Source organism: Cyanobium sp. ULC065 (assembly GCF_977927515.1).
In genome coordinates, this window is record NZ_OZ376393.1 from 165,170 (window position 1) to 192,145 (window position 26,976).

Consider the following 26,976-nt stretch of genomic DNA (forward strand, 5'->3'; position numbering starts at 1 on the left):
TGCGACAGGGATGCACCCCCCAGTCGCATCTCTGCTCCGTCCGTCCCGCGCCGGGACCGCCCGCAGGCCTCCGGCGCATCCCCTCGGGCCGTTCCTCAGCGAGGCTCAGGTCACCCCGCGCGCGCCCTGCGCAGACGCCCCCCGGATGGCCGCTTCGCTTCCCCTCGTGCTCGTGCTGCTCGGGCCCACCGCCAGCGGTAAGTCGGCCCTGGCCCTGGAGCTGGCCGGCCACTTCGACCTCACGGTGCTCTCGGTGGATTCCCGACAGCTTTATGCGGGCATGGACATCGGCACCGCCAAACCCACCGCCGCCGAACGGGCGCGCGTGCCCCACGGCCTGCTCGACCTGCGCCCGCCCGACCAGCCGCTGAACCTGCAGGAGTTCCGCCAGGCGGCCGAGGCCGCCATCGCCGCCGAACACCAGCGCCGCGGCGTGGCCTTTCTCGTGGGGGGCAGCGGGCTGTACCTGCAGGCCCTCACCCAGGGGCTGCAGCCACCGGCGGTTCCGCCACAGCCGGCCCTGCGCGCCCAACTGGCGGCGCTTGGGCCTGCCACCTGCCACCAGTTGCTGCGTCAGGCCGACCCGGAGGCGGCAGGGCGCATCGACCATGCCGACACCGTGCGCACCCAGCGGGCCCTGGAGGTGCTGTATGCCACCGGCCGGCCCCTGTCCAGCCAGCAGAGCCAACGGCCACCCGCCTGGCGGGTGCTTGAACTGGGCCTTGACCCCAGCGACCTCAGGCAGCGGATCGCCCGCCGTACCCGTTCGCTCTATGCCGATGGCCTGGTGGAGGAAACGCAGCAGCTGGCCCGGCGCTTCGGCCCCAACCTGCCGCTGCTGCAGACGATCGGCTACGGCGAAGCCCTGCAGCTGCTGGCGGGCGAGCTGAGCGAGGCGGAGGCGATCAGCCGAACCGACCAGCGCACGCGGCAATACGCCAAGCGCCAGCGCACCTGGTTCCGGCGCCGGCATGACCCGCTGTGGCTGGATCCGGCCGCTGGCGCCACCGATCTGCTGAGGGCCGCCATGGTGGCGGTCGAAGGGGTTCTAGGGTAAGGGTGAGTGCTCGACGGCTGTATCCCCGTGCCGGCCTCCGCTACGCCCCTCGCTTCTTTGAATGCCTCCTCGTCCTCGGTTTGATCGTCGTGCTCCCGTGCGGGAGCTCCCCAACATCAACGAACGCATCAGTTACCCCCAGTTACGGGTGGTCGATGCCGACGGCAGTCAGCTCGGCGTGATCACCAGGGAGGAAGCCCTCGAGGTCGCCAAGGACCGTGAGCTCGACCTTGTGCTGGTGAGCGAGAAGGCGGATCCGCCGGTGTGTCGGATCATGGACTATGGCAAGTTCAAGTTCGAGCAGGAAAAAAAGGCCAAGGAAGCCAAGAAGAAGTCGCATCAAACCGAAGTCAAGGAGGTGAAGATGCGCTACAAGATCGATTCGCACGATTACCAGGTGCGCATCGGTCAGGCCATCCGCTTCCTCAAGGACGGCGACAAGGTGAAGTGCACGGTGATCTTCCGCGGCCGGGAGATTCAGCACACGGCGCTGGCTGAGCAGTTGCTGTATCGGATGGCCAAAGACCTCGAGGAAAGCGCCGAGATCCAGCAGGACCCCAAGCGCGAGGGGCGCAACATGATCATGTTCCTCACGCCGCGCAAAACGCCGCTCACCAAGGAAAAAGATGCCGCTGCCCTGGCGGCCAAGGCGGTGCGCACCATTCCGTCACCGCAGCGCCAGACCAGCGCCGCCGCTGCAGGCGAGGGCGCCGAGGGCTGAGCGCCTGACGGCCGTGGCTGCGCCCGAACGCAGACGGAGAGCGTTGCTCGCTGCTGCGCCACGCCCATGTTCAAAGCGTGGTGGCGAACAGTTCCAGCATCCCCCGCCAGCCGGCGGCGGCAGCAGCGGGGTCATGGTCGGGCCTGGCCTCGCACATGAATCCGTGGCCCGCCTCCAGTTCGATCAGCCGGTGGCGCACGCCCGCCGGATCGGCCTGGCGTAACGCAGCCACAATGGCCGCCAACTCAGCGGCCGGCATCAGCGGATCGCGCCGCCCGCAGAAACACCAGACCCTGCCAGTGACCTCCGGTAACACCTCCAGGGTGGGGGGGCCGCCCCCCGGCCTGCCGCTGGCCACCCCTGCCCCGTAAAAGTCTGCGGTGGCAGCGATCTGGGGCAGGCTGGCCGCCAGCAGAGCGGCGTGGCCGCCGAAACAGAAGCCCACGCAGCCCAGCAGGCCGGCCCCGGTGCGTTCCTGCAACCACTGGCAGGCCACGTCCAGATCAGCCAGCAGCTCGGCGCTGCTGGTGCGGTCCTTGTGGCTGCGTCCTTCGGCCAGATCACCGGCGCTGTAGCCCAGCTCCAGGGCCGGAGCGCTGCGGGCGAACAGGGGCACCGCCAGCGCCGCGTACCCCTCCAGAGCCAGCCGGTCGGCGACCGAACGCACCCAGGCGTTGATGCCGAAAACCTCCGGCAGCACAAGGATGGCGCCCCGTGCGGGCTGGGCGGGAGCAGCCCACCAGCAACGCAGCGGCACCGAAACCACACCGGTGCGCTGCGCCTGCTCGCCTGCCAGCGAACCTGTTGGCCTGCCAGCCGTCGCCCCGCCCGGACCAGCAGCAGCGGGGGCTGCGGGAAGGGTGATCCACTCGGCCACGGATGCTGTCGCAGGGGTCGGCCCACACGATGCCACTGCGGCGGTTGGGCCAGTGGCGGAGCAACCGGCACAGCCTCTTATGACAAACAGGGAATTGTCACCGGGGCCGAAGCTCCGTAGGGTGTCCCCAGACGTTCAGGTCCGGGCCGGCGTGCGATTTCACATCCAGCAGGAAAGCGACATCCCGGCGTCGACCCAGCTGTACAACCAGATCTGCTTCGCGATCGCTGCCCGTCATTACCCGCCGGGCCATCGCCTGCCGAGCACGCGGCAGCTGGCCATGCAGACCGGCCTGCACCGCAACACGATCAGCAAGGTCTACCGCCAGCTGGAGAACGACGGTGTCGTGGAGGCGATGGCGGGCTCCGGCATCTATGTGCGTGATCAGCAGAAGCCGCGCGAGCTGAAGGCACCGCCGGGCCTGCGCAACCGCCTGCGGCCCGACATCGACCGCGAGGTGCGCCAGTGCGTCGACGGCCTGCTCAACGCCGGCTGCACGCTGCAGCAGGCAAGGGAGCTGCTCACCCGCGAAATCGACTGGCGGCTGCGCTGCGGCGCCCGCGTGCTGGTGAGCACACCGCGCGAGGACATCGGCGCCTCGCTGCTGATCGCCGAAGAACTGGTGCCCGTGCTGGAGGTGCCCGTCGAAGTGGTGCCGATGGAGGAGCTCGAGGCGGTGCTGGAGAGTTCGAGCAACGGCACGGTGGTCACCAGCCGCTACTTCCTCCAGCCCGTGGAGGAGTTGGCCCAGCGCTTCGGCGTGCGCGCCGTGGCGGTGGATCTCAACGACTTCCGCCACGAGCTCGATCTGCTCAAGGAGCTGCGGACGGGCAGCTGCGTGGGCCTGGTGAGCATCAGTCCCGGCATCCTGCGGGCCGCGGAGGTGATCCTGCACAGCATGCGCGGCAACGAGCTGCTGGTGATGACCGCCAACCCCGACGTGGGCAGCCGCCTGCTGGCCCTGCTGCGGGCCGCCAGCCACGTGCTCTGCGACCGACCCAGCCTGCCGCTGGTGGAGCAGACCCTGCGCCAGAACCGCGCCCAGTTGATGCGGCTGCCCCAGGTGCACTGCGCCCAGAGCTACCTGGGGGCCTCCACCATCGATCTGCTGCGCAAGGAGATCGGCCTCACCGGCCAGCGCGATGGCTACGGCGATCCCGAAACCATGAAGGTGGGATGAGCAGCGTGAAGCCATCTCCGCCCGGCTCGATCGGGCGGTTGCTGCGTGCGATCGGCGCCGACCTGCGCATGATCAAAGAGCGCGACCCTGCCGCACGCGGCACGGTGGAGATCCTGCTCTGCTATCCGGGCTTCCATGCCTTGGTGCTGCACCGTTTCAGCCACCGCCTGTGGCGGCTGGGCCTGCCGCTGGTGCCGCGGGTGCTCTCGCAGGTGGGGCGCAGCCTCACCGGCGTGGAGATCCACCCGGGCGCGCAGATCGGCCATGGGGTCTTCATCGACCACGGCATGGGCGTGGTGATCGGAGAAACGGCCGTGATCGGCGATCGCTGCCTGCTGTTTCAGGGGGTCACCCTCGGCGGCACGGGCAAGGAACACGGCAAGCGCCATCCCACGCTCGGCGAGAACGTGGTGGTGGGGGCAGGAGCGCAGGTGCTCGGCGCGATCGTGGTGGGATCGAACACCCGCATCGGCGCCGGCTCGGTGGTGCTGCGGGATGTGGCGCCCGACAGCACGGTGGTGGGCGTTCCCGGCAGGGTGGTGCATCAATCGGGGGTGCGGATCGATCCTCTGGCGCACTCGCAGCTGCCGGATGCGGAAGCCAGGGTGATTCGCAACCTGATGGAGCGCATCGACACGCTCGAAGGTGAGGTGGGTCGGCTGCAGAACTGCCTGCGGGAAGTGGCCGCCGGCCGCCCCCTGCGGGACATCTGCGGCGGCAAGGCCCAGAACCTGAGGGACCGCGAGATCCTCGAGTTCCTGGGCGATGGCCCCGGCGATGGGCCGGGTAGCGGGCTGCTGACGGCGCCGGCTGACGGCGCCGACTGACGAATGAGCTGCTGCGGCGCAGGCTCTGAAGCTCAGCCAGTGACCACCGTTTCGGCGGTTTCCATGCGGGGCTGAAACATGAACATGGAGTAGATCACGTTGCGGCGCATGGAGGTCATCATCTCCAGGAACATGTCATAGCCCTCGTTCTTGTATTCGATCAAGGGATCCTTCTGCCCGTAGCCGCGCAGACCCACCGATTCACGCAGGGCATCCATGGCCTGCAGATGTTCGCGCCAGAGGGTGTCGATCTGCTGGAGGATGAAGAACCGCTCCGCCTCCCGCATCAGCCCAGGCCTCACCTGCTCGATCTGGCTCTCCTTGAGGTCGTAGGCGTTGCGCAGCTGCTCGCGCAGGAACGCCTTGAGCTCTTCAGTGGAAAGGCCCTGGAGCTGCTCGGGCGTGAGATCGGCCAGCAGATACACGAACTCCTGAACCTTGGCCACCAACCGGCCCAGATCCCATTCCTCGGGCGGCAGATCAGGGTTCACATAGGCATCCACAATGTCAGACATGGTGCGTTCGCCGTAGCCGATCACCTGCAGCTTGAGCTCCCGGCCTTCGAGCACGCGCCGCCGTTCGGCATACACCGCTCGGCGCTGGTTGTTCATCACTTCGTCGTACTCGAACACCTGCTTGCGGATGTCGTAGTAGTAGGTTTCAACCTTCTTCTGCGCCCCTTCCAGCGAGCGGGTGAGCATGCCCGATTCGATCGGCATGTCTTCTTCCACCCGGAAGGCATTCATCAATCCGGCCACACGTTCACCGCCGAAGATGCGCAGGAGGTTGTCTTCCAGCGAAAGGAAGAAGCGGGTGCTGCCGGGATCGCCCTGGCGTCCGGCCCGGCCGCGCAGCTGGTTATCGACCCGGCGCGATTCATGCCGCTCAGTGCCGATCACATGCAGACCACCGGCCTGCCGCACCCGCTCCTCCTCCTCCTTCACCACCACGTCGTACTCGGCGCGGACCCGGGCGATCAGGCTGCGCAGCGCCTGAATCTGGGGGTCGTCGGTGGGGGCCTTCTCCGCCGCCTGGGCGATCCGGTCTTCCAGCTGCAGCACGCTGAGGGCCCGGTCACCCCAGGCTTTCACCAGTTCACGGGCCAGCTCCACCAACGATTGCTCGGTGGCGGGGGTGAGAGCGCAGGGGAAAAGAGCGCCGATGGCGCGGGCTTCGCTGGGCGCCGAGGCCGGCAGGGCGGCACCGGGAGCAAAACCGGCGCGGGAAGCCTCCCGGGGCAGGGGGATCGGGGGCCGATGGCCCTCCTCGGGCCGCACCAGCAGGGGCAGGAGCACTTCCCTGAGCTTCAGCCGTGCCATGTAATCGGTGTTGCCGCCCAGGATGATGTCGGTGCCGCGGCCCGCCATGTTGGTGGCGATCGTGACGGCTCCGGCCCGGCCGGCCTGGGCCACGATCTCCGCCTCGCGTTCAACGTTTTCGGGCTTGGCGTTCAGCAGGTTGTGGGGAATGCCCTGCTCGGCCAGCAAAGAGGAAAGCAGCTCCGACTTCTCCACGCTGGTGGTGCCCACCAGGATGGGGCGCCCGTCGTGGTGAATGGTGGCGGTTTCCAGAGCCACCGCCCGCCATTTGGCCACTTCGTTCTTGTACACCTGATCCACCAGATCGGTGCGGGAGCGCTGCCGATTGGTGGGCACCACAGTCACTTCGAGTTTGTAGGTTTTCTCGAATTCCACTTCTTCTGTCTTGGCGGTGCCGGTCATGCCGGCCAGGCGTGGATAGAGCAGGAAGAAGTTCTGGTAGGTGATGCTGGCGAGTGTCTGAGTTTCCGGCTGGATCGGCAGATTCTCCTTGGCCTCAATCGCCTGATGCTGCCCATCGCTCCAGCGGCGGCCGGGCATCACCCTGCCGGTGAACTCATCCACGATCACTGCGTCTTCGCCGCGCACGATGTAGTTGACATCTTTGATGAACAGCTCCTTGGCCTTGAGCGCATTGGTGATGTAGTGGGCCCAGGGATCGGCGGGGTCGAACAGGTCTTCCACTCCGAGCAACTGCTCAGCCTTGGCATACCCCTCATCGGTGAGGGTCACATTGCGCTGCTTCTCATCCACCTCGTAATCCCCTTCGGGATCCACACCATCTTTCGAGCTGCCTTCAGCACGGATGAGCTCATTGGCAATATCAGCAGCGCGGCGGTATTTCTCCTGGGGGCGCTCCACCTGCCCTGAGATGATCAGGGGCGTGCGCGCTTCATCCACCAGGATGGAATCAACCTCGTCAATCACACAATAATTGAATTCACGCTGCACCACTTCTTCGATATCATTCGCCATGTTGTCGCGAAGATAATCAAAGCCCAGCTCACTGTTGGTGGCATAGGTGATATCGCAGCCGTAGTTGCGACGCCGCTCGCTGGGCGGCATGTCCTGCTGGATCAGCCCCACGGACAGCCCCAGGAAGCGGTGCACCTGCCCCATCCACTCGGCATCACGACGCGCCAGGTAGTCGTTCACCGTGACCACGTGCACACCCTTGCCGGTGAGCGCATTGAGATAGGAAGGCAAGGTGGCCACAAGGGTCTTGCCTTCACCCGTCTTCATCTCGGCGATCTGCCCTTCGTGCAGCACCATGCCGCCGATCAGCTGCACATCGAAGTGGCGCATCCCGAGCACCCGCTTGCCCGCTTCACGCACCACGGCAAAGGCTTCAGGCAGGAGCTCATCGAGAAGCTGGCGCTGGCGGGCCGGGGTTTCCGCCTTCGCCAGGCGCTCACGGAAGTCGACGGTCTTGCGCCGCAGGTCGTCATCGTCGAGAGGGGCCACCTCCTCTTCAAACAGATTGATGTCGGAAACGAGCGGTTGGTAGCGCTTCAGCTTCCGGGCATTGGGATCTCCCAGGAGGAGCTTGAGCATGGAAACGGACCATTCGTATCCCCTCACCCTACCACCGCAAAATCATGGTCGGGAGCGGAGAAGCCAGCTGCTGCAAGGGTTTTCGGCACCCGCGCCAGCGGGAATCCACCCCTGCTGGTCGTGTGTACAGCCTTGGCGCGCCGAAGCTGGCGGCTTCAGCTGGGCAGCGGGCGTCGCTGATGCCCTTCAGGCCAGAACAGGCCAGGGCAAGTCAGAGGCTCACCCAAACCGAAGGGCGAGAGTGGCGGGGCCACCAGCGAGAAAAGCTCGTTGCTGGAAAGCCGTCAGGGATGAACGGGTCGGCATCGATCGGCCGGCGTCAGCCCCCCACACCAAAACGTGGGGACAAGCCGGCCTGGCAAGGTGCTCGCGTCATCTCCTTGACGTCGGCGAAGTGCCTGCTATGCGAGCATCAACAGGCTGCTGAAGCGGCTTAGAGCGTCAACGCTGTCTTCACGACGGTGAGGCGGAGGGTCTGGGGGAAATCAACAGACAAAGGGATAGGTGTACGTGTGCTGGGGGTGACGGGAAGGGTCAGATCTCCCTACAGAAGGGATTCACTGCAAAGCAAACGCCTGCATCGGATGGCTGCAGGACGCATCGGCAGGTGCGCAACAGGGTGGACCGTGGGTTATTCGCCCCTCTGCTCATGGCGTAACCGTTCAAGCTCTTCACGTGCTTGCTGCAGGGAATGCCAATGCTGCTCAGCTTGCAACCTGTAGGGCAGGTGGTTACGCTCACCCCACTGGCATTCAGGCCGCAGTTCAGCAATCTGGGCGAGAAGGCTGCCCTTGGCAGTGAGCAGCGGCAGGATCTCCCGAAGCGAATTCAGCCAAGCGGGCTCGCTCGTGCCAAAACTCAATAGGCCCAGGCCATGGCCATGGAGAAGGCCTAACCCATGGGTATCGGAACGTTCCAGCAGCTCGTTCCATAACCTCCACACACCAAATCCACGCTCCCTCACATTGATGTCGTGAAACAGCACCACGGCTTCGGGCTTCAATAACGGTCGCCAGGTTTCGAGATCGTGCTTGACGGCGTCATACGTGTGCAGACCATCGACATGCAGAAGATCAATGGCTCCGGATGGAAAGTGAGTAGCGGCTTCATCAAAGCTGGACCGCACCAGCCGCGAACGACAACGATGGTTGCGATCCTGCTCGCTCTGAACGCGTTGAAAAACCTCCTCTCCATACCCGCCCGCATGCTCGTCTCCCTGCCAGGTGTCAACGGCATAGACAAAGGTTTGAGGTGAAAATGCCTGTGCCGCCTCACAGAATGCGAAAAAAGAAACTCCAAAGTGCGTACCAAGCTCCACGACCGTCTGCGGTTGGAGATGCTCCACAAGCCAATGGGCTATGGGCACATGTTCCCACCACGCCGAGGGGGCCAGGTAGCGGGGCAAAAGGCCAAGATTTCGTTCCATCGGCATGTTCATTGACGGTGGCAAGCTCCCAGCTCCTTGCTGGATGGGCTGTCTTGGTGGGGCAAACAGCCAAACTCGATCTCCTGCATCGGCAGCCCTGCAATGCCGGCGTACATGGCACTCGATTCGCTATGGAGGATCAAGGCATCATGCTGCCACTGCAGCTGACGATGGTCTTCCTGTGTTCCTGCCGCCAGGGACACGGCAATGGCGTAGTCACCAGGAGCCAGCACAGGCAGGGTAAATCGAAAGCGAGCGAAGTAAGTGTCTCCGGCCGGGACTGTGAAGGTGGGATCCGGATGGGATAAACAGGTGTTGTCTCCGAGTACCGCCATCCCACGAGAATCTTTGAAGATGAACCCCACAATGGGCTGGCGGATCGCTGCGTGGGCACGGGCTGTGATCGAGAGATCGACAAGCTCTCCGCCCATGGCCGTGCGAAGCGGCAGGCCACTCGCCGCATCAACCAGGTGCACGCTCTCCAGACTGGCCTCCGCGGTTCCAAACGAGCTGGAGAGCAACAGGGCCTGATCAAAAGGCGTGATCTCAATCAAATTACCAAGCCCTGCATTGAGCCGTAGCTCCTGTCGGTAGTCGCGCCAACGGGTGTAGTACTCCTCCGCAGGCTCAACAGGTGGCTGGGTGGGCATGTCTGGAGCCGTCACTGAGCGGCCAGTTGATGCGTCCTGGGCGATGTAAAGGTCCTCAAGGTAGAAGTCGCTGACTGTGGACGCTTCTCCAGCGAACTTGATGCGACCCGCCTCAAGAAGAATGGCTCGATTGCAGAGGCTACGCAAAGCCTGCGTGTCATGGCTCACGAAGAGCAGACACTTCTCCTCTCGCTGGCGATTCAGAAAGCGAAAACACTTCTGATTGAAGAAGGCATCTCCCACGCTGAGAGCCTCATCCACCACAAGGATGTCGGCATCTACATGAGCAACGACAGCGAACGCCAGCCGCACAGACATTCCGCTGGAATAGGTTTTAACCGGTTGATCAACGAAGGTGCCGATGTCAGCGAAAGCAAGAATATCCTCGAGCTTCTCTGCGGTTTCTTCTCGACTAAGACCGAAGAGGGAAGCGTTGAGATAGATGTTTTCTATTCCTGTGAACTCAGGGTTGAAGCCACTACCAAGCTCCAGCAAGGCAGCAACCCTACCTCGCGTTTGCACCTGCCCTTCGCTCGGCGTAAGGGTGCCACAAAGAATTTGCAACAAGGTGCTCTTGCCACTGCCGTTGCGCCCGATCACACCAAGTGTTTCTCCGCGGCGCACCTCAAAGCTGACATTCCGCAAGGCCCAGAACTCGCGAAAGTATTGGCGACGGCCACGCCAAAGGGCCTGCTTCAAACGTTGCGTGGGATCGTCGTAAATGTGGAAGCACTTTCCCAAGTCTTCCACGTGGATCATCAGATCATCCGACTCAATAGTCACGTTGGAAGTGGCAGCAGGGACGCCGGAGAAAGATTATAGTTCATGGGGTGGTGCTTCTTACATCACATCAGCGAAGGCCCCTTGAGCCTTTTGAAACACACGTAGCCCCAGCTCAGCGATCACAACCCCAAGCAGAAGGCCAACAACGACATAGCCAAGCTCAGGAGCCTCCCCCTGAATAGCCACGCGACGCGTCTGCTCAATGACTTGCGCCAGGGGGTTGAGCTGCAACAGAGGCTGCCAACGTGGTGGCATCGCGGACATCGGGAAGAAGACCGGGCTCAGAAACATCAGCATGCTGACCACCACTTGCACAACCTGGCCGATATCCCGCAAAAAGACCCCCAGAGAAGACAGCAGCCAGGTGATCCCAAGGCAGCCAAGGAGGAGAGGAATCCAAATCACCGGCAGCCAAAGGATGGAAGCTGGAATGGCCTGAAACGCAACCAGTTCGAAGACAAGAAGAATGATGAGGCTTGCGAGTGCATGGAAGGCGGCACTGCCAAGAGCAACAGAGGCCAGGATCTCCAACGGAAACACAACCTTTTTCACATAGTTTGGATGTGACAAGACCAGGCCGGGCGCCCGATTCGCACATTCAGCAAAGAGGTTGAATACAATCAGGCCAGCGAATAGATTGACGGCAAAAGCCAGAGAGCCCTGATTTTGCAAGGTGCCCCAACGGGACTGGAACACTTGCGAAAAAACAAACGTATAAACGACCAACATCAACAGGGGCTGAAGAAAGCTCCAGGTCCAACCCAGTAGCGAACCCCGGTAGCGCCCCAACACCTCCCGCTCTGTCAGCCGCCACCAGAGCTCACGATTGTTGAGAAGCACGGCGGGAAACTGCAACCTCCACCTACGTGATGGGCTGAGCGGATGGCGGCTTGGACTATGGCCAAGTGCACGGCGAGTTACAATCATTGCGTGCTGATGGGGCGGAGAAATCAGGATGGCCGGCAGTCCATTGTAGAGGCTTGTCACTCCTCAAGGAGCAACAATCAATCTGCGGCCTCTGAGCGCCCGGAACAACCGAAAGAGGCCATGTGATGGCTGGCGAGATCATAGAAAAGGCCTCAATGAAGAAATGCCTTTGAATTGATGCTCAAAGCGCAATGAATCAACGCGTGTGCCTAGAATTCGCGATCCTGGAATGCCACCAATGTGGAGATCTTCGCTCCAGTAAGATAAGAGAAGAGGGCCACTGAAAGGGATACCGAGGCCAGGAAAGCCAACTGGCTGATGGCGCGCTCAGAGAGCGAGGCGTTTTGGTAGGCATGCAAAACAATCAACATGAGCACCGTACCGAGAGCCAGCATGACCACCGAAGACTTCATGAGGCGATCGATTCCGGATCGACCATGAAGCAAGCGATCAATCAACCGGCCGCCACGCCCGATGTGGTTGCCGTAGCGTTGCGCGAAGAAGAAGCGGGTAACCACATAATCAGAAATCAGCGCACAAGCAGAATAGAACAGGAAACCAGCAACCAGGAGCGAGGTTGTACCCGTAAAGATTGAAAGCTGAGTTGCATAGGAAGAGTACAACAGCAGCGAGGCCACCAGACACACAGATCCAAACCCCAGAAAGGCATAGCGCGGGCTGAAAGAAAGCATGAACTTGAGATGCCTCCACCCATCTCGCCACGTACGCAGATGGGGGCGACGACCCGGTGGATTGGGGCGAAGATCCGTAGGAATTTCAACCAGGTGCATGTCACGAAGGCTGGCCTTGATGACCATCTCAGAGGCATATTCCATGCCAGTGTTGCAAAGGGAAAGGGCCATGATTGAGCTTCTGCGGAAAGCCCGCAATCCACAGTGAAAATCACCGACATCAATGCCAAACAACATCCTTCCCAACAGGCTGAGCACAGGGTTGCCCAGATAGCGATGCAAGAACGGCATCGCCCCTGGTGAAATCGTGCCGCGGAAGCGATTGCCCATCACCAGATCAGCCCCGGCTTGCAGCGGTGCCAGGAAGAGCGGAGCCTGATCGAAGCGATAGGTGGAATCTGCATCCCCCATTAACACAAAGCAGCCCCGTGCCGCCTTAATGCCAGCAGAGAGAGCCGCCCCGTAGCCACGAATGGGAACGGACACAACGCGTGCACCCTCCTGCTGAGCGATCTGCACAGAGCCATCTGAGCTGCCATTGTCAGCCACCACGATCTCAAAGTTGAGGCCCGTTGCTTCCCCACCACGATGGCAATCACGAATCGTGGCGGCCAGAGTAGGCGCCTCATTCAGGCAGGGAATCACAAAACTAAGCTGAGGATCGCCATCAACTTGCAAATCCAATGCACCACTTCTGAATTCCCATCCTATTGGGCTGATCCGCCCGGCGGCGTTCGGCTGAAGTGAAGAAACTCAACGCAATGAAACGGAACAGAGGCTGAGATCCTCCACTCCCTTGCTCGTTTGATAAAAAGAGCAGGTTCCCGCCTGGAAACCGGCAGCAGTGATCTCAGGGGCGTCCGCCAAGAAGGCACGAAGCCGCTCCTCTGGCCGATCAACACCACCTTGAAACATCAACACCAGAAACGAGTCGAAACCGCTCTCCAGCAGCTGCCGCTGAATCCGCTGGTGAACCATGGGCAGCTTCGAGTGATCCACTGAAACCGGGGCGATCCCCGGGTTCCAGTGCAACAGTGGATTGTTGCTGGCCAGGGTGTGCGACTTGATCCAACCGATGGGTCGATCGAGCAGGACAACGGGCACACCAGCAGGGAACTGAAGCCGACCATCACGCACGGGCACCAGCGCCGATGGGGAGGTTGCGCGAATCAGCGTCCAGTGCTGCTGGAAGCCTGAGCGCCCCCAGCTCGGCGTGATCTGGCACGCCAGGCTGAGCGCCAGCAAGGCAGCGAGAAGGAGCGAGGGGTTCAAGAGCCGTGGCGGCAGGGGCAGGGGGGCAAGCAGTTGCCGGCAGGCCATGGCGATCACTAAGCCCATCAGCAGTTGCAACGGGATGGCATAGCGGCCGATGCCACTGAGAAAGAGCCAGAACACATAGGAGGCCGCAAGACCCAGCACCAAGGCCCGTGGCCTCCGGCCTAATCGTTGCCGCAGGGCAGGGAGAACGAGCAGAGCCAGGCTGCTCAGAGCCCAGAGCAAGGTGCGCAGATCCCTGAGGCCAACCTCCGAACGACGCGTCTGCAGGTTCTTCTCAGGATTGAACGGCGGAAAGAAGCTGTCGGTGAAATCAAACAGGGGAGCGAGCAGAAAGGCGGCTGGTGAATCAGGCTGAAAACGACGTTCGTGCGGGTGGACGTCTTCGTGAAGCGGCGAACGGAAATAGTTATTGAACAGCGGGAAGAACGGGCTCCCCGTATTTCGGCTGGAATGAAACAGCTGGGGAGAGGCGAACAGCATGAAGCTGATCAGAAAAGGCATCAGCCAGGTCACCAAGGCCAAACGCAACCGGGAGAGCAGCGCCGGCCATCCCTGCGGTGCGGGCGGGCCCAGTAGCAGCACAGACACCAAGAGCGGCAAGGTGATCAGAAAGGTGAGCTTCATCCCTACGGCCGCGCCTGCCATGCCGGCAGAGAAGGCCACCAGCACACGCTTCCGCCCTGGTGCAACAGATCCCCTCACCGCCAGCAAGGCCAGCGCAAGGCTGCTGACGCTGAGCAGCGACAGGGTAAGGTCAGCCATCGTGTTGCCCGCCTCGGACAACACCATCGGGGCACTTCCCCCCAGCAGTGCCGCCAGAAATGACAGGAGGCGATCGTGGGCGAACAACAGCAACCCGATCGCATAGATCACCAGCAGAGCAACGCCCTGGACCAATGAGAACAGCAGCGTCGGCAAGAGCGGCCCGACCACATGGCTACCTGCCAACATCCATGCCGCTGGCAGGCTGGCCAGGGGGTTCAGAAAGGTCTGAGTGCCACCGGGAAGAAGATCGGCTCCGTAATCACCGGCGAGAAAAGCCAGTGCGGCGTAAAGGTGATAGTTGCGAGCGTCGTAATTGATATCCTGGCCATGCATCCAGCTGTAAACAGGAAACACTGCCATCAGCAAGGTGGCCAGAAGCCAATCCAAACGAGTCAACTTCGAAAGAAGCACCAAAAGCCTGAGTTGGTTCGCAAACACTATCAGGAAAGGTCCCAGCCCACTGGCTGGCGGTGGAGGCGAAGATGGAACACTGTCGTCAGTTCTGCCAGGAGCCAGGCCTGTTGATCTCCGTGATTCGCCACCGTGCAGGGGCTCCCAGCCTGCGTCTGGGACTGGGGCCAGGGCTGAGGCCGGTGGATGCGATTGGCCAACTGCAGAAGCTGCTAAATTGCAACAGCTTTTGGGCAACGGCACGAAGCCGGGTTCAGCTGCGAACGATGCTCAAAGGTAGCTCCGTTGTGGTGAGTGCCTGGAGCGGACAGCAGCTTGTGGGGTTTGGCCGGGCCAACAGTGATGGCGTGTTTCGTGCCGTGCTTTGGGATGTGGTTGTTGCTGAGCAAAGCCAGGGGCATGGCTTGGGGCGGCAACTGGTGGAAGCGTTGCTGGCGGCACCAGCCTTGGCACAAGTGGAGCGCACCTATCTGATGACGACGAACTGCGAAGGTTTCTACCGGAAGCTGGGATTCAACGCCGTTCAGCACCAACGGCTGATGAGGCGTGAGGCCAGCGGGGAATGAGCAACACCTCCCTGCGGGTGCGGGTGGCCATCCCCCACTACTTCCGTGAGCGCAGCGGCGGCACAGGCTATGGATCCGGCAAGCCAGGGGCCCGCTTTGAACGCTGCCTGGCGCTGGGCCGATGCCTGGCCGCCCTGCTCGCACTGGAGCGCAGCACGGAGGATCTGGTGCTCAACATCGGCCAACGTGTGCTGGAGTGCGCCGGGCCCCTGCAGTTCGGCGACAAGCACCGGCTGGCCTCGATCAGCCTCGACTTGCATCTATTCACCAGTGAGGGCCATCAACTGGAGGAAGCGATACGGCCCTACGCCGATCGGCTCACCCTGCACAGCGTGTCACTGGAGGATCCGCGCCAACTGCCCCTGGCCGCCCGCGACTTCCTGATCCAGGCTGAGCCCGTGCTGGATCTGGCTCTTTACCTGGAAGACGATCTGGTGATCGGCGATCCCCTCTTCTTCGACAAACAGGCCTGGTTCCTTGCCGGCTGTGAACACAAGGCGGTGCTGATGCCGCACCGCTACGAACGGATCCCCGGCCAGGCGGGCCAAAGGCTGCTGGTGGATGGCCCCTTGCGCAGCGAGTTCATCGGCCGTTTCACCACACCCCAGGCCGCCGTTGGCCGCGGGCGGTTCTGGGATGGACAGGAGATCGTGTTTGATCGAACGGCCAATCCACATTCTGGCCTCTTCTGCCTGAGCAACAGCCAAGTGATGCAGCTGCGGGGTCAGTCCTTGCCCAAGCAGGGGTTCGTCGGTCCACTGGAAACCGCCGCCACGCTCACCGCCCTGCGGTTTTTCGCCGTGCTGAAGCCAGCGCTGCCGCACAGGCAGTTCCATTGGGTGGAGCATGGCCACCCCTCGTTTCAGTCGTACGCCAAGCAGTGGCCACAGGCCTGAACACCACGCCAAGGCCTGGAAGCACGGTGATAAGGTGACATTGCATTTTGGATTCAGCCATGCCGGTTCGAAATATTATCTTCAAGGGGCGCCAATTCGTGATCGAAGATCTTCCCGAAGAAGCCAGGCAGGTGTTCGGCCTGCTCCAGGCTGCAGGGGAGCAGATCACCCGCGGCCAGGCAAGTGTGGCTGTGGCGGAAACAGCCCGGCAGGTGTTATCAGCAAAGCTGGATCAGTTGCTTCATGATGTGCCTTCCAGCGAAGTCACTCAGCCATAGCGTTGGAGATGTGCAGGCTCTCTGAGAGGAGAAGCCGGCACAACCATCAACATTCATCCTCTCCGATCTGTCGCGAGACTACCTGCCGCCTTGGTAGTGTCTGCGACCCTGGTTGTGCACCCGAAGGAATGAGGCTGTGGCAAAGAACATGCCGCAGCCCGCACCCGATCGCCGGTGACTCACCAGCTCTGAACGCCACACCACCGGCAAGAGCTGGCGGCAGCTGGCCATTCAGATATGCCCATGAAACGCATCTTGAATGAGTGCGTGGTGACGGGCCAAACAATCAGCGCGATCGTAGTGGCTGATCACCGTTCGGCGTGCGGCAAGCCGCAATGAGGCATAGGCCTCTGGATCACTCAGAACAGCATGCATCTGATTGGCAAGTGCATCGGGGTTGAAATAATCCACAAGCAGGCCATTCTCACCGTGGCGGATCACCTCCCGCACCGGTGCGGTATCTGAGCCCACCACGACGCAACCGGCCGCCATGCTCTCAAGCAACGACCAGGAGAGCACAAACGGGATCGTAAAATACACGTGGCAGCTAGAGATAGCCAGTAGCCGCAGAAAGTCTTCATAGGCAAGCCGGCCAGGGAAATAGATGCGATCCAGATTGATCTGCCCTTCAAGTTCAGCCAGCAACTGCTCTTTATGGGGAACATCGGGACGCGCACCATATCCACCTTCGGGAGTTCCCACGATGATGATGTGAGCCTGCGGGCACAACTCCTGAAACCTGGGTAGAGCGCGCATGAAACGGTGAAAACCGCGGGCGGGCTCAAGGGATCGGCTCACGAAGGTGACGACGGGATCGGCCGCAGTAAGCCTGCGGCCGCGCACCTCAAGATAGAGATCCTTCTGTGGTTTGGCATGGCGGGTATCGATGCCATCGTGAATGATGCGAATGCGTGAGCGAAGCTCCTGCGGATAGGTGCTGCGCTGAAAACGGGTGGGGCTCACACCCACGCTGACCTGCTGCAGCGACAGCAGGATGCTGGCATTCTTGCCTCGCAGCTTTTGCAGAATCAGGGAGTCGCTGGAGCAATACTCTGGATCGAAGCCGAGATCAAAGCCGTCGATGTTGTAGTAATACTCACAATAACCAATCAACTTCGCAGTAGGCCATACATCCAGCAGAAAGAGATCCTCACCCCAGCCTGTATGCGTGCAGATCACATCAGGGATGAATCCCTCATCACGAAGTGATTGTGCAGCTGCAGCACAGCTCCGCGCGCGAATCATCTTGCTTTCAAAGTCCACCGCCAGAGGATCAGTGTCACGGCCGCTGGAGCGATCAAAGCCGTAGTGGCGATAGGGATAGGTCTTAGGAAAAGCGGAAAGGGGCCGAACATTGCCAAGCGCTAGAACCGTGTGGCCTTTCGCCTGGCAATAGGGCAGCAGATGTTTGTACTGGCCGGGAAAATTCTGATGAACGAACAGGATGTTCATGCAGGTGGAACTCAGGCGTCAACGGATCGAACAGAAAAAAAGCGGGGCCGAAGCCCCGCTTGAATGAGAAGGAGAAGACCAGACTCAGACCAGTTCAACACCGGTGAACAGGCTGTTGTCGAACACACCCAGCTGGCGCAGTTCGCTCGCTTCCACAGTGTAAGCCTGGGGATTGGAGAAGTCGAAGGACGACTCGGTATAGAGATACAGAGCCGTATCCGTTTGACCCTGCTGGACGATCAGGGCTTGGTTGGTAACCGCATCAACAGTGTTGAAGAGGCCGATGAGATCGCCAAAAGCAAGCCCATTGCCAACAACGCCCACGCCATTGATGTTAGCAGCGATAGCGTTGGCATCCAGCAACTGTGCATCGGTGAGGCTGCGGGCCGGACCGGTGAGGTTGAGGATGTTGCGACCCGAGAGGTTGTTGCCCGGATTACCAGTGCCACTCAGGCCACCCAGGGTGAGCTGGGCATTGGTCACCTGGTTGGAGAGCAGCCCGCCGATGTCGGTGAGCAAGCCACCGGTGATATCGATGGAGTCAGCAGCAGCGGAGTAGCCGGTGATGAAGTCACCGCCAGTGCCTGTTCCACCGGTGCCACCATCATTGCCCGTGTTGTATTGGACAACTTCGACAGCGTTGGTGGACAGGTTGATGGTGTCAGCACCGCCGTTACCGGCCACTGTCACGTTGTCACTGGAGTCAGCAACGAAGTTGGTGAAGGTGTCATTGCCGGCACCCAGGTTGTAGGTGGAGCTGGTATCGAGTCCGGTGGTGAAGACATCGACAGCCTGGCCCTGAACAAAGCTGGTGGCATTGAGTACGAACCCAGCCCCATCGTCGTTGACGTCGCCATCAAGGTTGACCGCCAAACGTCCACCGGTGGGCAGTGGCAGCAGGGTGGTGTCGAGAACCAGGGTTTGGTTCGCAGCTCCAGGGGAAACGTTCAGAACTTCAATGTTCTGAACTTGCGTGCCGGTGACGGTGGTGATGGAACCAATAACGGCATCGAGGGCGAACACGAGAGTGTCAACATCGGCACCACCATTGATGCGATCGCCGATGGTGAAACCGCCTTCGTCGATGGTATGAATGATGCCGCCTGACTCGACGGACGTTGTCACGCCCAGGACAATCAGATCATTGCCTGCTCCAGCAGTCACCGAATCATTGCCCAGACCCACCCGAACGGTGTCTGCGCCGGCACCAGAGGAAACCGTGTCGTTCTCGACTTCAAGAGCATCGGCGGTGCTGATGGAGTCAGCGCCAGTGCCGGTCACGACAGAGTCAGCACCGAGTCCAGCCAACACGGTGTTGGTGCCATCTCCGGCGTTGATGGTGTCGTTGTCAGTGCCACCAACGATGGAGTCGTTGCCGACGCCAGTGATCACAGAGTCGGCACCAGTTCCAGCGTTAATGGTGTTGTTACCAGTGCCGCCATCGATGGTGTCATTGCCACCGTCACCCAGCACAGAGTCGTTACCCTCACCGACGTTGATGGAGTCATTACCGCCCTGAGCATTAACGGTGTCGTTACCGCCGCCAGTAACGATGGAATCGTTGCCACCGCTGCCAAAAACACTGTCGTTGCCACCGGCCGTCACAACTGTGCCCGCTGCATCGAGATCGACGGTGTTGTTACCGCTGCCAGCATCGATGAACAGCGAACGCTCGATGTCGTCCAGGAAGTCGTCGCCACCGGCGGTGAAGATCGACTGAAGCCCAGGAGCAAAGAAAAGACCGATTCCACTGAAGCGGACCGGTTGGTTAACGGCCGCAGGGTTGAAATCGAAGATTTCGATGTTGCTGATGTTGGTGAGGCTCAGCTGCAGAGCCAGTGGGGCGAGCGGGTTGCTGACTGCAAACTCCAGCTCAAGGGTGTCCACCCCACCGAGACCGTTGGCGAAGTCGCCGACTTGTACGTCCGAGAGCTGGAAGGCCGTGAACGTGTCGTTGCCCGCAGTGCCGACAAGATTGTCGGCGTTGGGGGTGTAGAAGAGTGCCGTGTTGATGGTGACGAAACCAGGCGGCACACCCACAACGGAAACGTTGAGATCGGCGCTTTGCTCAACGATGATGCGCCCGGCCAGCAGCGGATCAGCGCCGGTGAGATCGATGTTGAGGCTGGAAACCGAACCCGCCAGCAGAGGTGTGGCGCGGATGATCAGCACATCATTGCCATCACCAACGAGGCTGTTGAACTGGGCAACACTGAGGTTGCGCAGATCAAAGGTGAAGGTCTGAGGGCCATTCACCGAGGAGCCAAGTTCGATCACCTCAAGGCCCGTCACGTTGACGAGGTCGACGGCGGTGACGTCTGCCGAGTCAAGAATCAGCAGCTTGTCTGCGAAGGTTTCATCCTGATCGAGCGGTGCTTCACCGAAGGCGAACACAGATTCGGGACTGATCAGCTCATCACGGACGATGATGGTTTCGCTGTCGGTGTCATCCTGACCGGAGTAGCGGATCGAGATGAGATTGCCAACAAGATCCACTGGGCTGAGGAAGCTCAGATCCAGGGTCACGTTGCCGGCGTCATCACCGGAAGTGAACACCGAGAAGATGCGTGAACCGATGTCATCCGACGTGCGGACCAGCTCGTCGCTGAGGGTGATCGAGTAATCACCGTTGCCAATCAGATCAAGGGCTTCAATCCGGCTCACCCGCAGGGTTTCCGAACGGAGCAGGGTTCCGCCGTTGGCGAGATCGATGGTGTCGATTCCAGCGCCACCGTTGATCGAATCGGCAAAGGTGAGGGAGTCAGTGTCGATCGCCACGCCATCGTTGCCTAGGCCAAGCAGAACGGTGTTGGCGAAGGTGTCTTGAAGCAAGACATCATTGACAACTTCACCGACAACAACGAAGTCATCATCATCGCCAGCATCGACGAGGTTGGCACCACCGCCAGTGAAGATAAAGTCTTCGCCAGCGCCAGAGCTGATGGTGTCGTTGCCGGTACCCACCACACCACCAGGGATGAGGACATCGCCAACGATGAAGTCGTTTCCGGCGCCTGTGGTGACTGAGTCGTTGCCGAAACCACCGATGACACTGTTGTCACCATCGCCAGCATTGACAACGTCGTTGTCGGCGCCAGCGTCGATCGTGTCGTCGCCAGAACCAGAGGTGATGGTGTCGTTGCCATCGTTGGTGTCGACAATGTTGTCGCCATCGCCAGCTTGGACAAGATCAATTCCATCACCGGTCGTGATGGTGTCGTCGCCAACGCCAGCGGACACTGAGTTGCGGCCATCGCCGGCATCCACCAGGTTGTCGCCCTCACCAACGAAGAGGTCGTCATCGCCGCCCACGGTGAAGACGGTGTCGTCTCCGTCTTGGGTGACAACAAAGAAATCGGTGGCGAAGGTTGGGGACTGGGTTCCAAGATCAAGGAAGTTATCCCCGATCGCCCCAAACACACTCACATCCGGGAGGAAGTTGTTGATGACATCGCCCAGGATCGAGGTGTAGCGCAGGCTCAGATCACCATCCAACTCAAACGCATTGATGGTGCTGATGCGCCGGTTGTCATTGCTGGGCAGGCCGAGATCCGTGGTGATGTCGAGGGAAGCATCACCGTCGATGACCAAGGTGGTCAGCGCGTCACCAACGCTGAGCAGATCGACCACATTGGTGATCGAGCCAAGCGAGGTGAGCGCAAGGGTTTCGATGCTGGCGTTAGAGCGGAGAGGCCCTTGGGTGAAATCAAGGCCGAGGGCTTCACCGGAGGTGGCGTCGACCGGTGTTTCTTCGATGACGACACTGACCAGATTGTTAGAGCTGGCTAGGGCGTTGACGTCGAAGTTGTATTCGATCGTGCTGAAGCTGTCCTTGATTTTAGTGGTGAAACCAACAGCGGATTGGATGTCCTCAAGGAAGAGGAAGCCAAGCTTTGACTGATTGATGTTGATCTTGGTGAGCCCATCGGCTGCGCCGCTCGCGCCATTGAGGCCGAAAGCACGGCTGAGATCAACCGAACCACTATCCCAGAGATCTTCGCCAGAAGCATTCAGCTCCAGGGTCTGGATGCCGAAGCTGGTGAAGTTGTCAACGGTGAAGCTTCCGTCGGTACCAATCAGCAGCTTGGATTCGGTGCCGGCGCGACCAGTCAGCTGATCGTTCTGGCCGAGGGTCTGCTCAGTGCCGATGAAGGTGAACGCGGAGACCGCTGTGGCCGCAACCACATCGGTGGCAGTGGTGAGAACCGTTTCGGTGGGGAGGACGACCGGAGGAGTGGTGTCAATGATCACCACAGAGTCGCTACCAGGCGGCTTGGAGAAGACGATCTGGTTGGGGAAATCAATCTGAAGGGTTTCCGTCTCGCCGAGAATCGCGTCTGTCGCGATGGTGACCTGAATAAGGCCCACGCCGGTGGCGCTGATCGTCACCGTGCCCGGCCAGGTTTCCACCGGCCACGTCAGCGGCCTGAACGCCGCTGAGCTCGTAGGCAATGGTTTGGCCAGCGAGATCCGGGATCGTCTGAATCTGGAAGATGACCGTGCCGCCTTCAGTGACGCTGCTGGCGTTCGAGCTCAGCAGGGCAACGGTGCCCACAGGGGGCAGGCCATTGATGGAGGCCTGGGTGGCTGCCGACGAAGGAATGGTGGCCGTGGTAGTGACGGGCACCAGGAAGTCGACGCCGAAGGTGGCCGCAAGCGGACCGGCGTATTCAAGAGTTGCCGTGACATCCGCTGCCACAAGGCCGGTCCAGGTTTGGGAGGCCGTCTGCTTCGATTCCAAAGCCACACGGTCTGGCGAACCAGCAGGCTGAGCCAGAGCGCCTAGGGCAATGAACAGGCCCACGTCCTGGATCGAAATCTCACCGTTGTTGACCTTGGCCGTCCAGAACTGAAGGCCGGCTGCATCGGCCTGACGCCCAAAGGCATTGACGTAGAACGAATTGATGATTTGTTCTGTGGTCTTGCCGGCGGTCGTCTGGGCAAACTCAACGTCTGAAGCAAAGAAATCCGCGACTTGATCGAGGGGCAGGGCAGCCTGAGGGCCCGTTGTCCAGTAGGCGAGGCCGGCTGGATCCGCTGGCCTGCCGAAATAAGTGATGTAAAGAAGTTGAGTTTCGAGGGCAGTTGCCATTCGTGGAGTTCTCCAGGCTTGGGGAAGAGGGGACGGTCTCCGCAGCTGGGCTGCGGCTGCGGCTGCCGAGAAACCTTAAGGGTCTTGGCAGTTCTGTCAAGGCTGTTGCCGCAGTGGCAGACCCAGCAGATCCGCCCAATCATACCCGAGCATTACGAGTTGAGACCAGCTTTTGCCGGTGTGATATGCCGCTTCGCTGACAGATCTTGGACTGGACGTACAAAGCTAGCAAGCGACGACTGGGCTCGGAATACTGCACTACCCCATGTGGCCTGCGCGAAGCCCAAAACCCACCACTTCCTGCTATCTGCTAAAGAGCCGCTTGGAACGCCTCAGCGGAGCACGGCTGCTGACACAGGTGGTGACTCGTGAGCCGTTGCGGCTCCTGAGCCGTGTTGAGAAGCAGTTGAATGACGGCGTGATCCCTTAGGCCCACGAGTCATTTGATGGTCCCTATTGACAGCGCCTCAATCACGCCGACGGTTTCCTGCCTGGTGGTGTCTCGCAACGCCTCACTGCTGAACCGGCTGGTTCGCAGCCTGGGCGAAGCACGCCGCTTCTGGAACGACACCGATGAACTGCTCTGTTCCTGGAATGGAAACCCGGAGGATGAAGGCCTGCTTCAAGCTGATGCCCACCCGCCACTGAAAATCGCTTGCCGCTCAGCCTATCATTTCGCCACCAACATGAATGCCCTGGCTGATCAAGCCCGCGGTGACCTGTTGGTGTTGCTGAACGACGACGTGATTCTGGATCGGGGCAGCCTGGATCGGGCCATTCAGATCCTGCAAAGCCGGCCCGAGGTGGGCGTGGTGGGGGGGCGGTTGCGCACCAGCGATGGTCGCCTCGGTCATGCCGGCATTCTCTTCGCGAACCAGGGTGTGCCTTACAACCGCTTCCGGCCCGATCGGCTCGGCCCCCTGATCAACCCCGATGCGCTGGCCGTGCGGGAGTCGGGGCCCATGCCCGCCGTTACTGGTGCGCTGATGGTACTGCGTCGCGAAGAGTTCCAGGCCATCCGGCTGCGCGAGAGCTTCAGCGTGTGCGGGGAGGATGTGGCTCTTTGCCTTGATCTTTGCGACAAGCTTGATAAATGGGCTTATTACGCTAGCGATGTAACGGCAATCCATGACGAGAAAAGCACCCGCGGCGAGACCCTTGATCACTACGACCTGCATCAAGTGGCGGAGCTGGTGAGGGAAAGGCTCCGCAAGGATCCTGCCCTGCGTGCACAACAGGCCTATTGGGCTGTGCAAGAAGCTGATGAACTCGAGGGGATCGTGCATCGGCTCAACGAAGACAGCCAGCGCAGGGAAGAGCGGTGGAGCGAGCAGTGGAGCGAGAAAGAGAGGGAGTGGAGCGAGAAAGAGAAGGAGTGGGCGATGATGGCGGAGGCCAGCGAGAGAAAGGTGCTGGAACTGGCAGAAAAGGAGAAAAACTGTTTGCTCGTTCTGGAAGCCAGCCAAGAGAAGGTGCGAGAGCTTGAGATCGCCCGACAGAAAGCCGCTGATCAGCAATCAAGGGATAACAGACGGTTGGCTGAGCTGCAGGGACAACTCAATCGGGCCTTGCTTGATCAAGAAAGTCTCAAGCACAGCCGTTCCTGGCGGCTCACCGCTCCCTACCGTCGCCTCGGACGCCTCCTTCAGCGTTGGCGTCGCAGCTCGTGAAGCCAGGCCTCAGCCCCTGGCAGCAGTGACCCAGGCGAGCTTGACATGCCGACGGACCCTGAAAAAGGCGTGGGGTGATGGGCGGGGCGCAGCAGCCGCTTGATCCGCTCCTTCACCGTGCTGAGCCGCCGGCGCCAGCGTTGCCGCCGGCGGGGTCTTGCTGCAGGGGGCTCAGGACTCATCGGTGCCCCGGGGCTTGCCAACGAAGGCGCGCCCAGGCATGGCGCTGGCTCAGCTCCCGGCTGCAGACCAATCGCCTCAACGAGCTGATCAGCACTCTGACTCCAGGACTGGGGGGTGAACGGCGCTGGTCGGTGGCCAGCTGCTGCGGCCGCGTTTCCAGAGATGTCCTCCAGAAAACGGGCGATGGACTCGCTGAGGGCTTGCCGGCTGGCCTTGCTGGGGAAAAAGCTGGCATGGCCGCCGGTGACCTCGTGGAACACCGGCAGATCCCGCAACAACAGGGGCAAGCCAAACGAGGCGGCTTCAATCAGCGGAATACCGAAGCCCTCCCCAAAGGAAGCCCCAATCAACCCTGAGGAACGCTCATACAGGCACTGCAACAGGGAATCTGACGCCGCATCAAACCAAAACAGCTGGTGGTGGAGCAGGGGATGCCGCCGGATCGCCGCCACCGTGGCCGGCAGGGTTCTGCGGTCTGGATCCGGCAGGTCGGTCCAGCCTTCACGGCCCACGATCACCAAGTTGAAGGTTGCCCCGTTCTGCCAGAGCGCCGTGGCCGCTTCCACCACATCGAGGTAAGCCTTGCGTGGTTCGACCGTCCCCACCATCAGCAGGGTGGGCCAGGGGCCCAGGGCTTCCACGGCTGTGATCTCCTCCTGGCTAGGCGCGGTGGCGGTGCCACGTTGAAAATCAGCTCCGTGGTGAAACCAGCCGAGCCGGAATGGACTCTCCTGCGCCGCCGCCTGCCGCTCCATCCGCCAACCCTTGAGCTCCTCCATCACGCTCCTGGAGACACACACGGCCCCGTCTGCTTGCAGAACCACATCGAGCCAGGCGCGATGCCGTTCCGACGCACCCGGCGGGAAGCATTCCGGCAGAAAACAAGGCAAGAGGTCATGCACCACAAAGTGCACCTCCACACCTTGTGCACGCAAGAAGGCGTAGTAAGCCCGTTGGCTCAGTACCACGTGATGGCTGAGGTCGATGCCAAGAAACACATCACCGGGGTACCAGGCAACAGGCCCATCTTCCAATTCATCGACCGCCGCTTGCAGCAGATTGGTGGTGAAGTGGCGCGCGTAGCGATAACCCAGGCCGTCCGAACAAGCCACAACAGGTTCGACCCGGAAACCAACCGGTGGACGCGCCAACAACTGCTGACAGATCGAACGCACCACACGCTGCACGCCGCTGCCCAGGTCCTGCTCTGCCAGGGCCGAGACATCCAGGAACAACTGGCGTTGCCGCGGCTCGGGAGGAAACAGCAAGCCGAGCGTATTGGCAGCCTTGACGACCTGGTGAGGATCTTCAGGCAGTTGCCGGCGAAATGGGGTGAGCAGCTGCTGGCGGCGCTGAGCTTGCTCGCCAGCGTGATGCAGGGCCTCCGCATAGCGAGCGGCGCAGTGGTCGGGGCGATGGCGCTCGGCGATTTCGCGGCGGCCATATTCCACGAGCCGCCGCCGCCGTTCTGGATCGCGCGCCAGCGACTCCAGGGCACGTGCCAACTCTGCGGTGTCGCAAGCCTCCGACAGGCGGAGCGCACAGCCTTCGGGGATCTCCCGAAGGCTGCCATGTTCGTTGACGATCAGGGGGACCCCGCCAGCGAGGCAATCAAGAACCGTCCCGGAAGTCTCGCCCCGCGAAGAGCTGCGCAGCTGAACGGCAAGGTCGGCGGCCGCCAGGTAGCCGAGGTAGTCGGCTGTATCAATCCAGCCGGTGATACGGACCTCCGCCAGGAGGCCGCCCTGCGCCCGTGCCCGCCGAATGGCCCGGCGCATACGGTTCAGCAGCCGTTGATCACTCCCAGCCGAGCCAGCGAACACAAGGACACAACGGGGGTCGCTCGCCAGGGACGACGCCAGGAACGCCTCCAGCAAGAGCAGACTGCGCTTGGCCACCCCAAGGAATCCAAAGGTGCAGATCACGAGGCAGTCCTCGGCGAAATCGAGGCGAGCACGCTGATCAGAGCGATCAGTGGGCTCAGGGAGAACCTCCTGCTTGAGATGGGGAATCAGGGTCCAGAACTCACCGGCGGTGGGGCCGTAGAAGGATTCCGCCAATCGCAGTGCCTCGCGGCTGTGAACGATCACGCCATCGGCCTGCTGAAGCAGCGGCAGGTTGCAGGGGTAGGCCCAGATGACGTGATCATCGCCGCCTCGCTGCGACGCTTCGTAGGCGAGGCAGGCCTGATAGCCGTGGGAGGCGTAGAGCCTCTGCAGGCAGGTTCCTCCGAGCCATTCATCTGATTCCGGGCTGCACACCACATGGCCAAGAAAGAAGTCGTGCAGAACCACCACACCAGGGAAGGCCCCGAGCAACCGCATGATCTCCAGGTGAGCCGACGAATTCCCTAAGTGATACAGAACATGATC

At 61.3% G+C, this 26,976-nt stretch carries 19 protein-coding genes; 8 read left to right on the forward strand and 11 right to left on the reverse strand.

The annotated features are described in order from the left end of the window. Positions 1 to 145 precede the first annotated feature (145 nt). Together miaA and infC are read left to right on the forward strand one after the other, a co-directional pair. Complete coding sequence (gene miaA, locus ACXMDP_RS00785) at positions 146 to 1,057, forward strand: tRNA (adenosine(37)-N6)-dimethylallyltransferase MiaA (protein WP_259729072.1); 912 nt, start codon at positions 146 to 148, stop codon at positions 1,055 to 1,057. Between the two features lie 61 nt (positions 1,058 to 1,118). Further along, positions 1,119 to 1,778, forward strand: a complete 660-nt coding sequence (gene infC / locus ACXMDP_RS00790) for a translation initiation factor IF-3 (protein WP_259729071.1) — start codon at positions 1,119 to 1,121, stop codon at positions 1,776 to 1,778. A gap of 70 nt (positions 1,779 to 1,848) precedes the next feature. Here the strand turns inward: infC and ACXMDP_RS00795 are convergent, their stop codons facing one another. Next, positions 1,849 to 2,655 (reverse strand): dienelactone hydrolase family protein, encoded by an 807-nt coding sequence (locus ACXMDP_RS00795; protein WP_259729070.1) that lies wholly within the window; start codon positions 2,653 to 2,655, stop codon positions 1,849 to 1,851. A gap of 151 nt (positions 2,656 to 2,806) precedes the next feature. Here ACXMDP_RS00795 and ACXMDP_RS00800 point away from each other — a divergent pair, with 151 nt between their 5' ends. Both ACXMDP_RS00800 and cysE read left to right on the forward strand, forming a co-directional pair. Next, a complete protein-coding gene (locus ACXMDP_RS00800; protein ID WP_094511103.1) occupies positions 2,807 to 3,835 on the forward strand; it encodes a GntR family transcriptional regulator in 1,029 nt (342 codons plus the stop codon). A 38-nt stretch (positions 3,836 to 3,873) separates the two neighbouring features. Then, positions 3,874 to 4,662, forward strand: coding sequence for a serine O-acetyltransferase (gene cysE, locus ACXMDP_RS00805; RefSeq protein WP_259729084.1), 789 nt, complete (start codon positions 3,874 to 3,876; stop codon positions 4,660 to 4,662). A 32-nt stretch (positions 4,663 to 4,694) separates the two neighbouring features. Here the strand turns inward: cysE and secA are convergent, their stop codons facing one another. The 6 genes from secA to ACXMDP_RS00835 form a co-directional block, all read right to left on the reverse strand. Next, complete coding sequence (secA, locus tag ACXMDP_RS00810) at positions 4,695 to 7,535, reverse strand: preprotein translocase subunit SecA (RefSeq protein WP_255100534.1); 2,841 nt, start codon at positions 7,533 to 7,535, stop codon at positions 4,695 to 4,697. A 631-nt stretch (positions 7,536 to 8,166) separates the two neighbouring features. Beyond that, positions 8,167 to 8,961: a class I SAM-dependent methyltransferase gene (locus tag ACXMDP_RS00815; protein ID WP_259729069.1), complete on the reverse strand. Its 795-nt coding sequence runs from the start codon at positions 8,959 to 8,961 to the stop codon at positions 8,167 to 8,169. 8 nt (positions 8,962 to 8,969) lie between these two features. After that, positions 8,970 to 10,394, reverse strand: a complete 1,425-nt coding sequence (locus ACXMDP_RS00820; RefSeq protein ID WP_259729068.1) for an ABC transporter ATP-binding protein — start codon at positions 10,392 to 10,394, stop codon at positions 8,970 to 8,972. Positions 10,395 to 10,451: 57 nt separating this feature from the next. Beyond that, positions 10,452 to 11,249: an ABC transporter permease gene (locus ACXMDP_RS00825; protein ID WP_259729067.1), complete on the reverse strand. Its 798-nt coding sequence runs from the start codon at positions 11,247 to 11,249 to the stop codon at positions 10,452 to 10,454. 281 nt (positions 11,250 to 11,530) lie between these two features. Beyond that, positions 11,531 to 12,697 carry a glycosyltransferase family 2 protein gene (locus tag ACXMDP_RS00830; RefSeq protein ID WP_259729066.1) on the reverse strand — a complete coding sequence of 389 codons (1,167 nt, stop codon included), beginning with the start codon at positions 12,695 to 12,697 and terminating at the stop codon, positions 11,531 to 11,533. Between the two features lie 69 nt (positions 12,698 to 12,766). Then, positions 12,767 to 14,416 (reverse strand): hypothetical protein, encoded by a 1,650-nt coding sequence (locus ACXMDP_RS00835; RefSeq protein WP_259729065.1) that lies wholly within the window; start codon positions 14,414 to 14,416, stop codon positions 12,767 to 12,769. Between the two features lie 317 nt (positions 14,417 to 14,733). On the opposite strand from ACXMDP_RS00835, the gene ACXMDP_RS00840 reads away from it, so the two are divergent. From ACXMDP_RS00840 to ACXMDP_RS00850, 3 genes are read left to right on the forward strand one after another with little or no spacing between them, the layout of a single operon-like run. Then, positions 14,734 to 15,033 carry a GNAT family N-acetyltransferase gene (locus ACXMDP_RS00840; protein ID WP_457767001.1) on the forward strand — a complete coding sequence of 100 codons (300 nt, stop codon included), beginning with the start codon at positions 14,734 to 14,736 and terminating at the stop codon, positions 15,031 to 15,033. Beyond that, entirely contained in the window at positions 15,030 to 15,929 is a 900-nt protein-coding gene (locus ACXMDP_RS00845; RefSeq protein WP_259729063.1) for a hypothetical protein, read from the forward strand. Before ACXMDP_RS00840 ends, ACXMDP_RS00845 begins: the two co-directional genes overlap by 4 nt. A 59-nt stretch (positions 15,930 to 15,988) precedes the next feature. Next, a complete protein-coding gene (locus tag ACXMDP_RS00850; protein WP_259729062.1) occupies positions 15,989 to 16,207 on the forward strand; it encodes a DUF6447 family protein in 219 nt (72 codons plus the stop codon). A gap of 231 nt (positions 16,208 to 16,438) precedes the next feature. On the opposite strand, the gene ACXMDP_RS00855 is transcribed toward ACXMDP_RS00850, so the two are convergent. The 3 genes from ACXMDP_RS00855 to ACXMDP_RS00865 all read right to left on the reverse strand — a co-directional run bounded on the left by ACXMDP_RS00855 (position 16,439) and on the right by ACXMDP_RS00865 (position 22,751). Then, a complete protein-coding gene (locus tag ACXMDP_RS00855; RefSeq protein WP_259729061.1) occupies positions 16,439 to 17,659 on the reverse strand; it encodes a glycosyltransferase in 1,221 nt (406 codons plus the stop codon). A gap of 84 nt (positions 17,660 to 17,743) precedes the next feature. Then, positions 17,744 to 22,048, reverse strand: coding sequence for a beta strand repeat-containing protein (locus ACXMDP_RS00860; protein WP_457767002.1), 4,305 nt, complete (start codon positions 22,046 to 22,048; stop codon positions 17,744 to 17,746). Beyond that, positions 21,960 to 22,751, reverse strand: a complete 792-nt coding sequence (locus ACXMDP_RS00865) for a DUF4214 domain-containing protein (protein ID WP_457767003.1) — start codon at positions 22,749 to 22,751, stop codon at positions 21,960 to 21,962. Before ACXMDP_RS00865 ends, ACXMDP_RS00860 begins: the two co-directional genes overlap by 89 nt. Positions 22,752 to 23,248: 497 nt before the next feature. Between ACXMDP_RS00865 and ACXMDP_RS00870 the strand changes: the two genes are divergently transcribed. Next, positions 23,249 to 24,421, forward strand: coding sequence for a glycosyltransferase (locus ACXMDP_RS00870; RefSeq protein ID WP_457767004.1), 1,173 nt, complete (start codon positions 23,249 to 23,251; stop codon positions 24,419 to 24,421). On the opposite strand, the gene ACXMDP_RS00875 is transcribed toward ACXMDP_RS00870, so the two are convergent. Then, the gene (locus tag ACXMDP_RS00875) at positions 24,397 to 26,928 is read right to left on the reverse strand and encodes a glycosyltransferase (RefSeq protein WP_259729058.1); all 2,532 of its coding nucleotides are present in this window, start codon (positions 26,926 to 26,928) and stop codon (positions 24,397 to 24,399) included. The genes ACXMDP_RS00870 and ACXMDP_RS00875 overlap by 25 nt on opposite strands. Positions 26,929 to 26,976 lie beyond the last annotated feature (48 nt).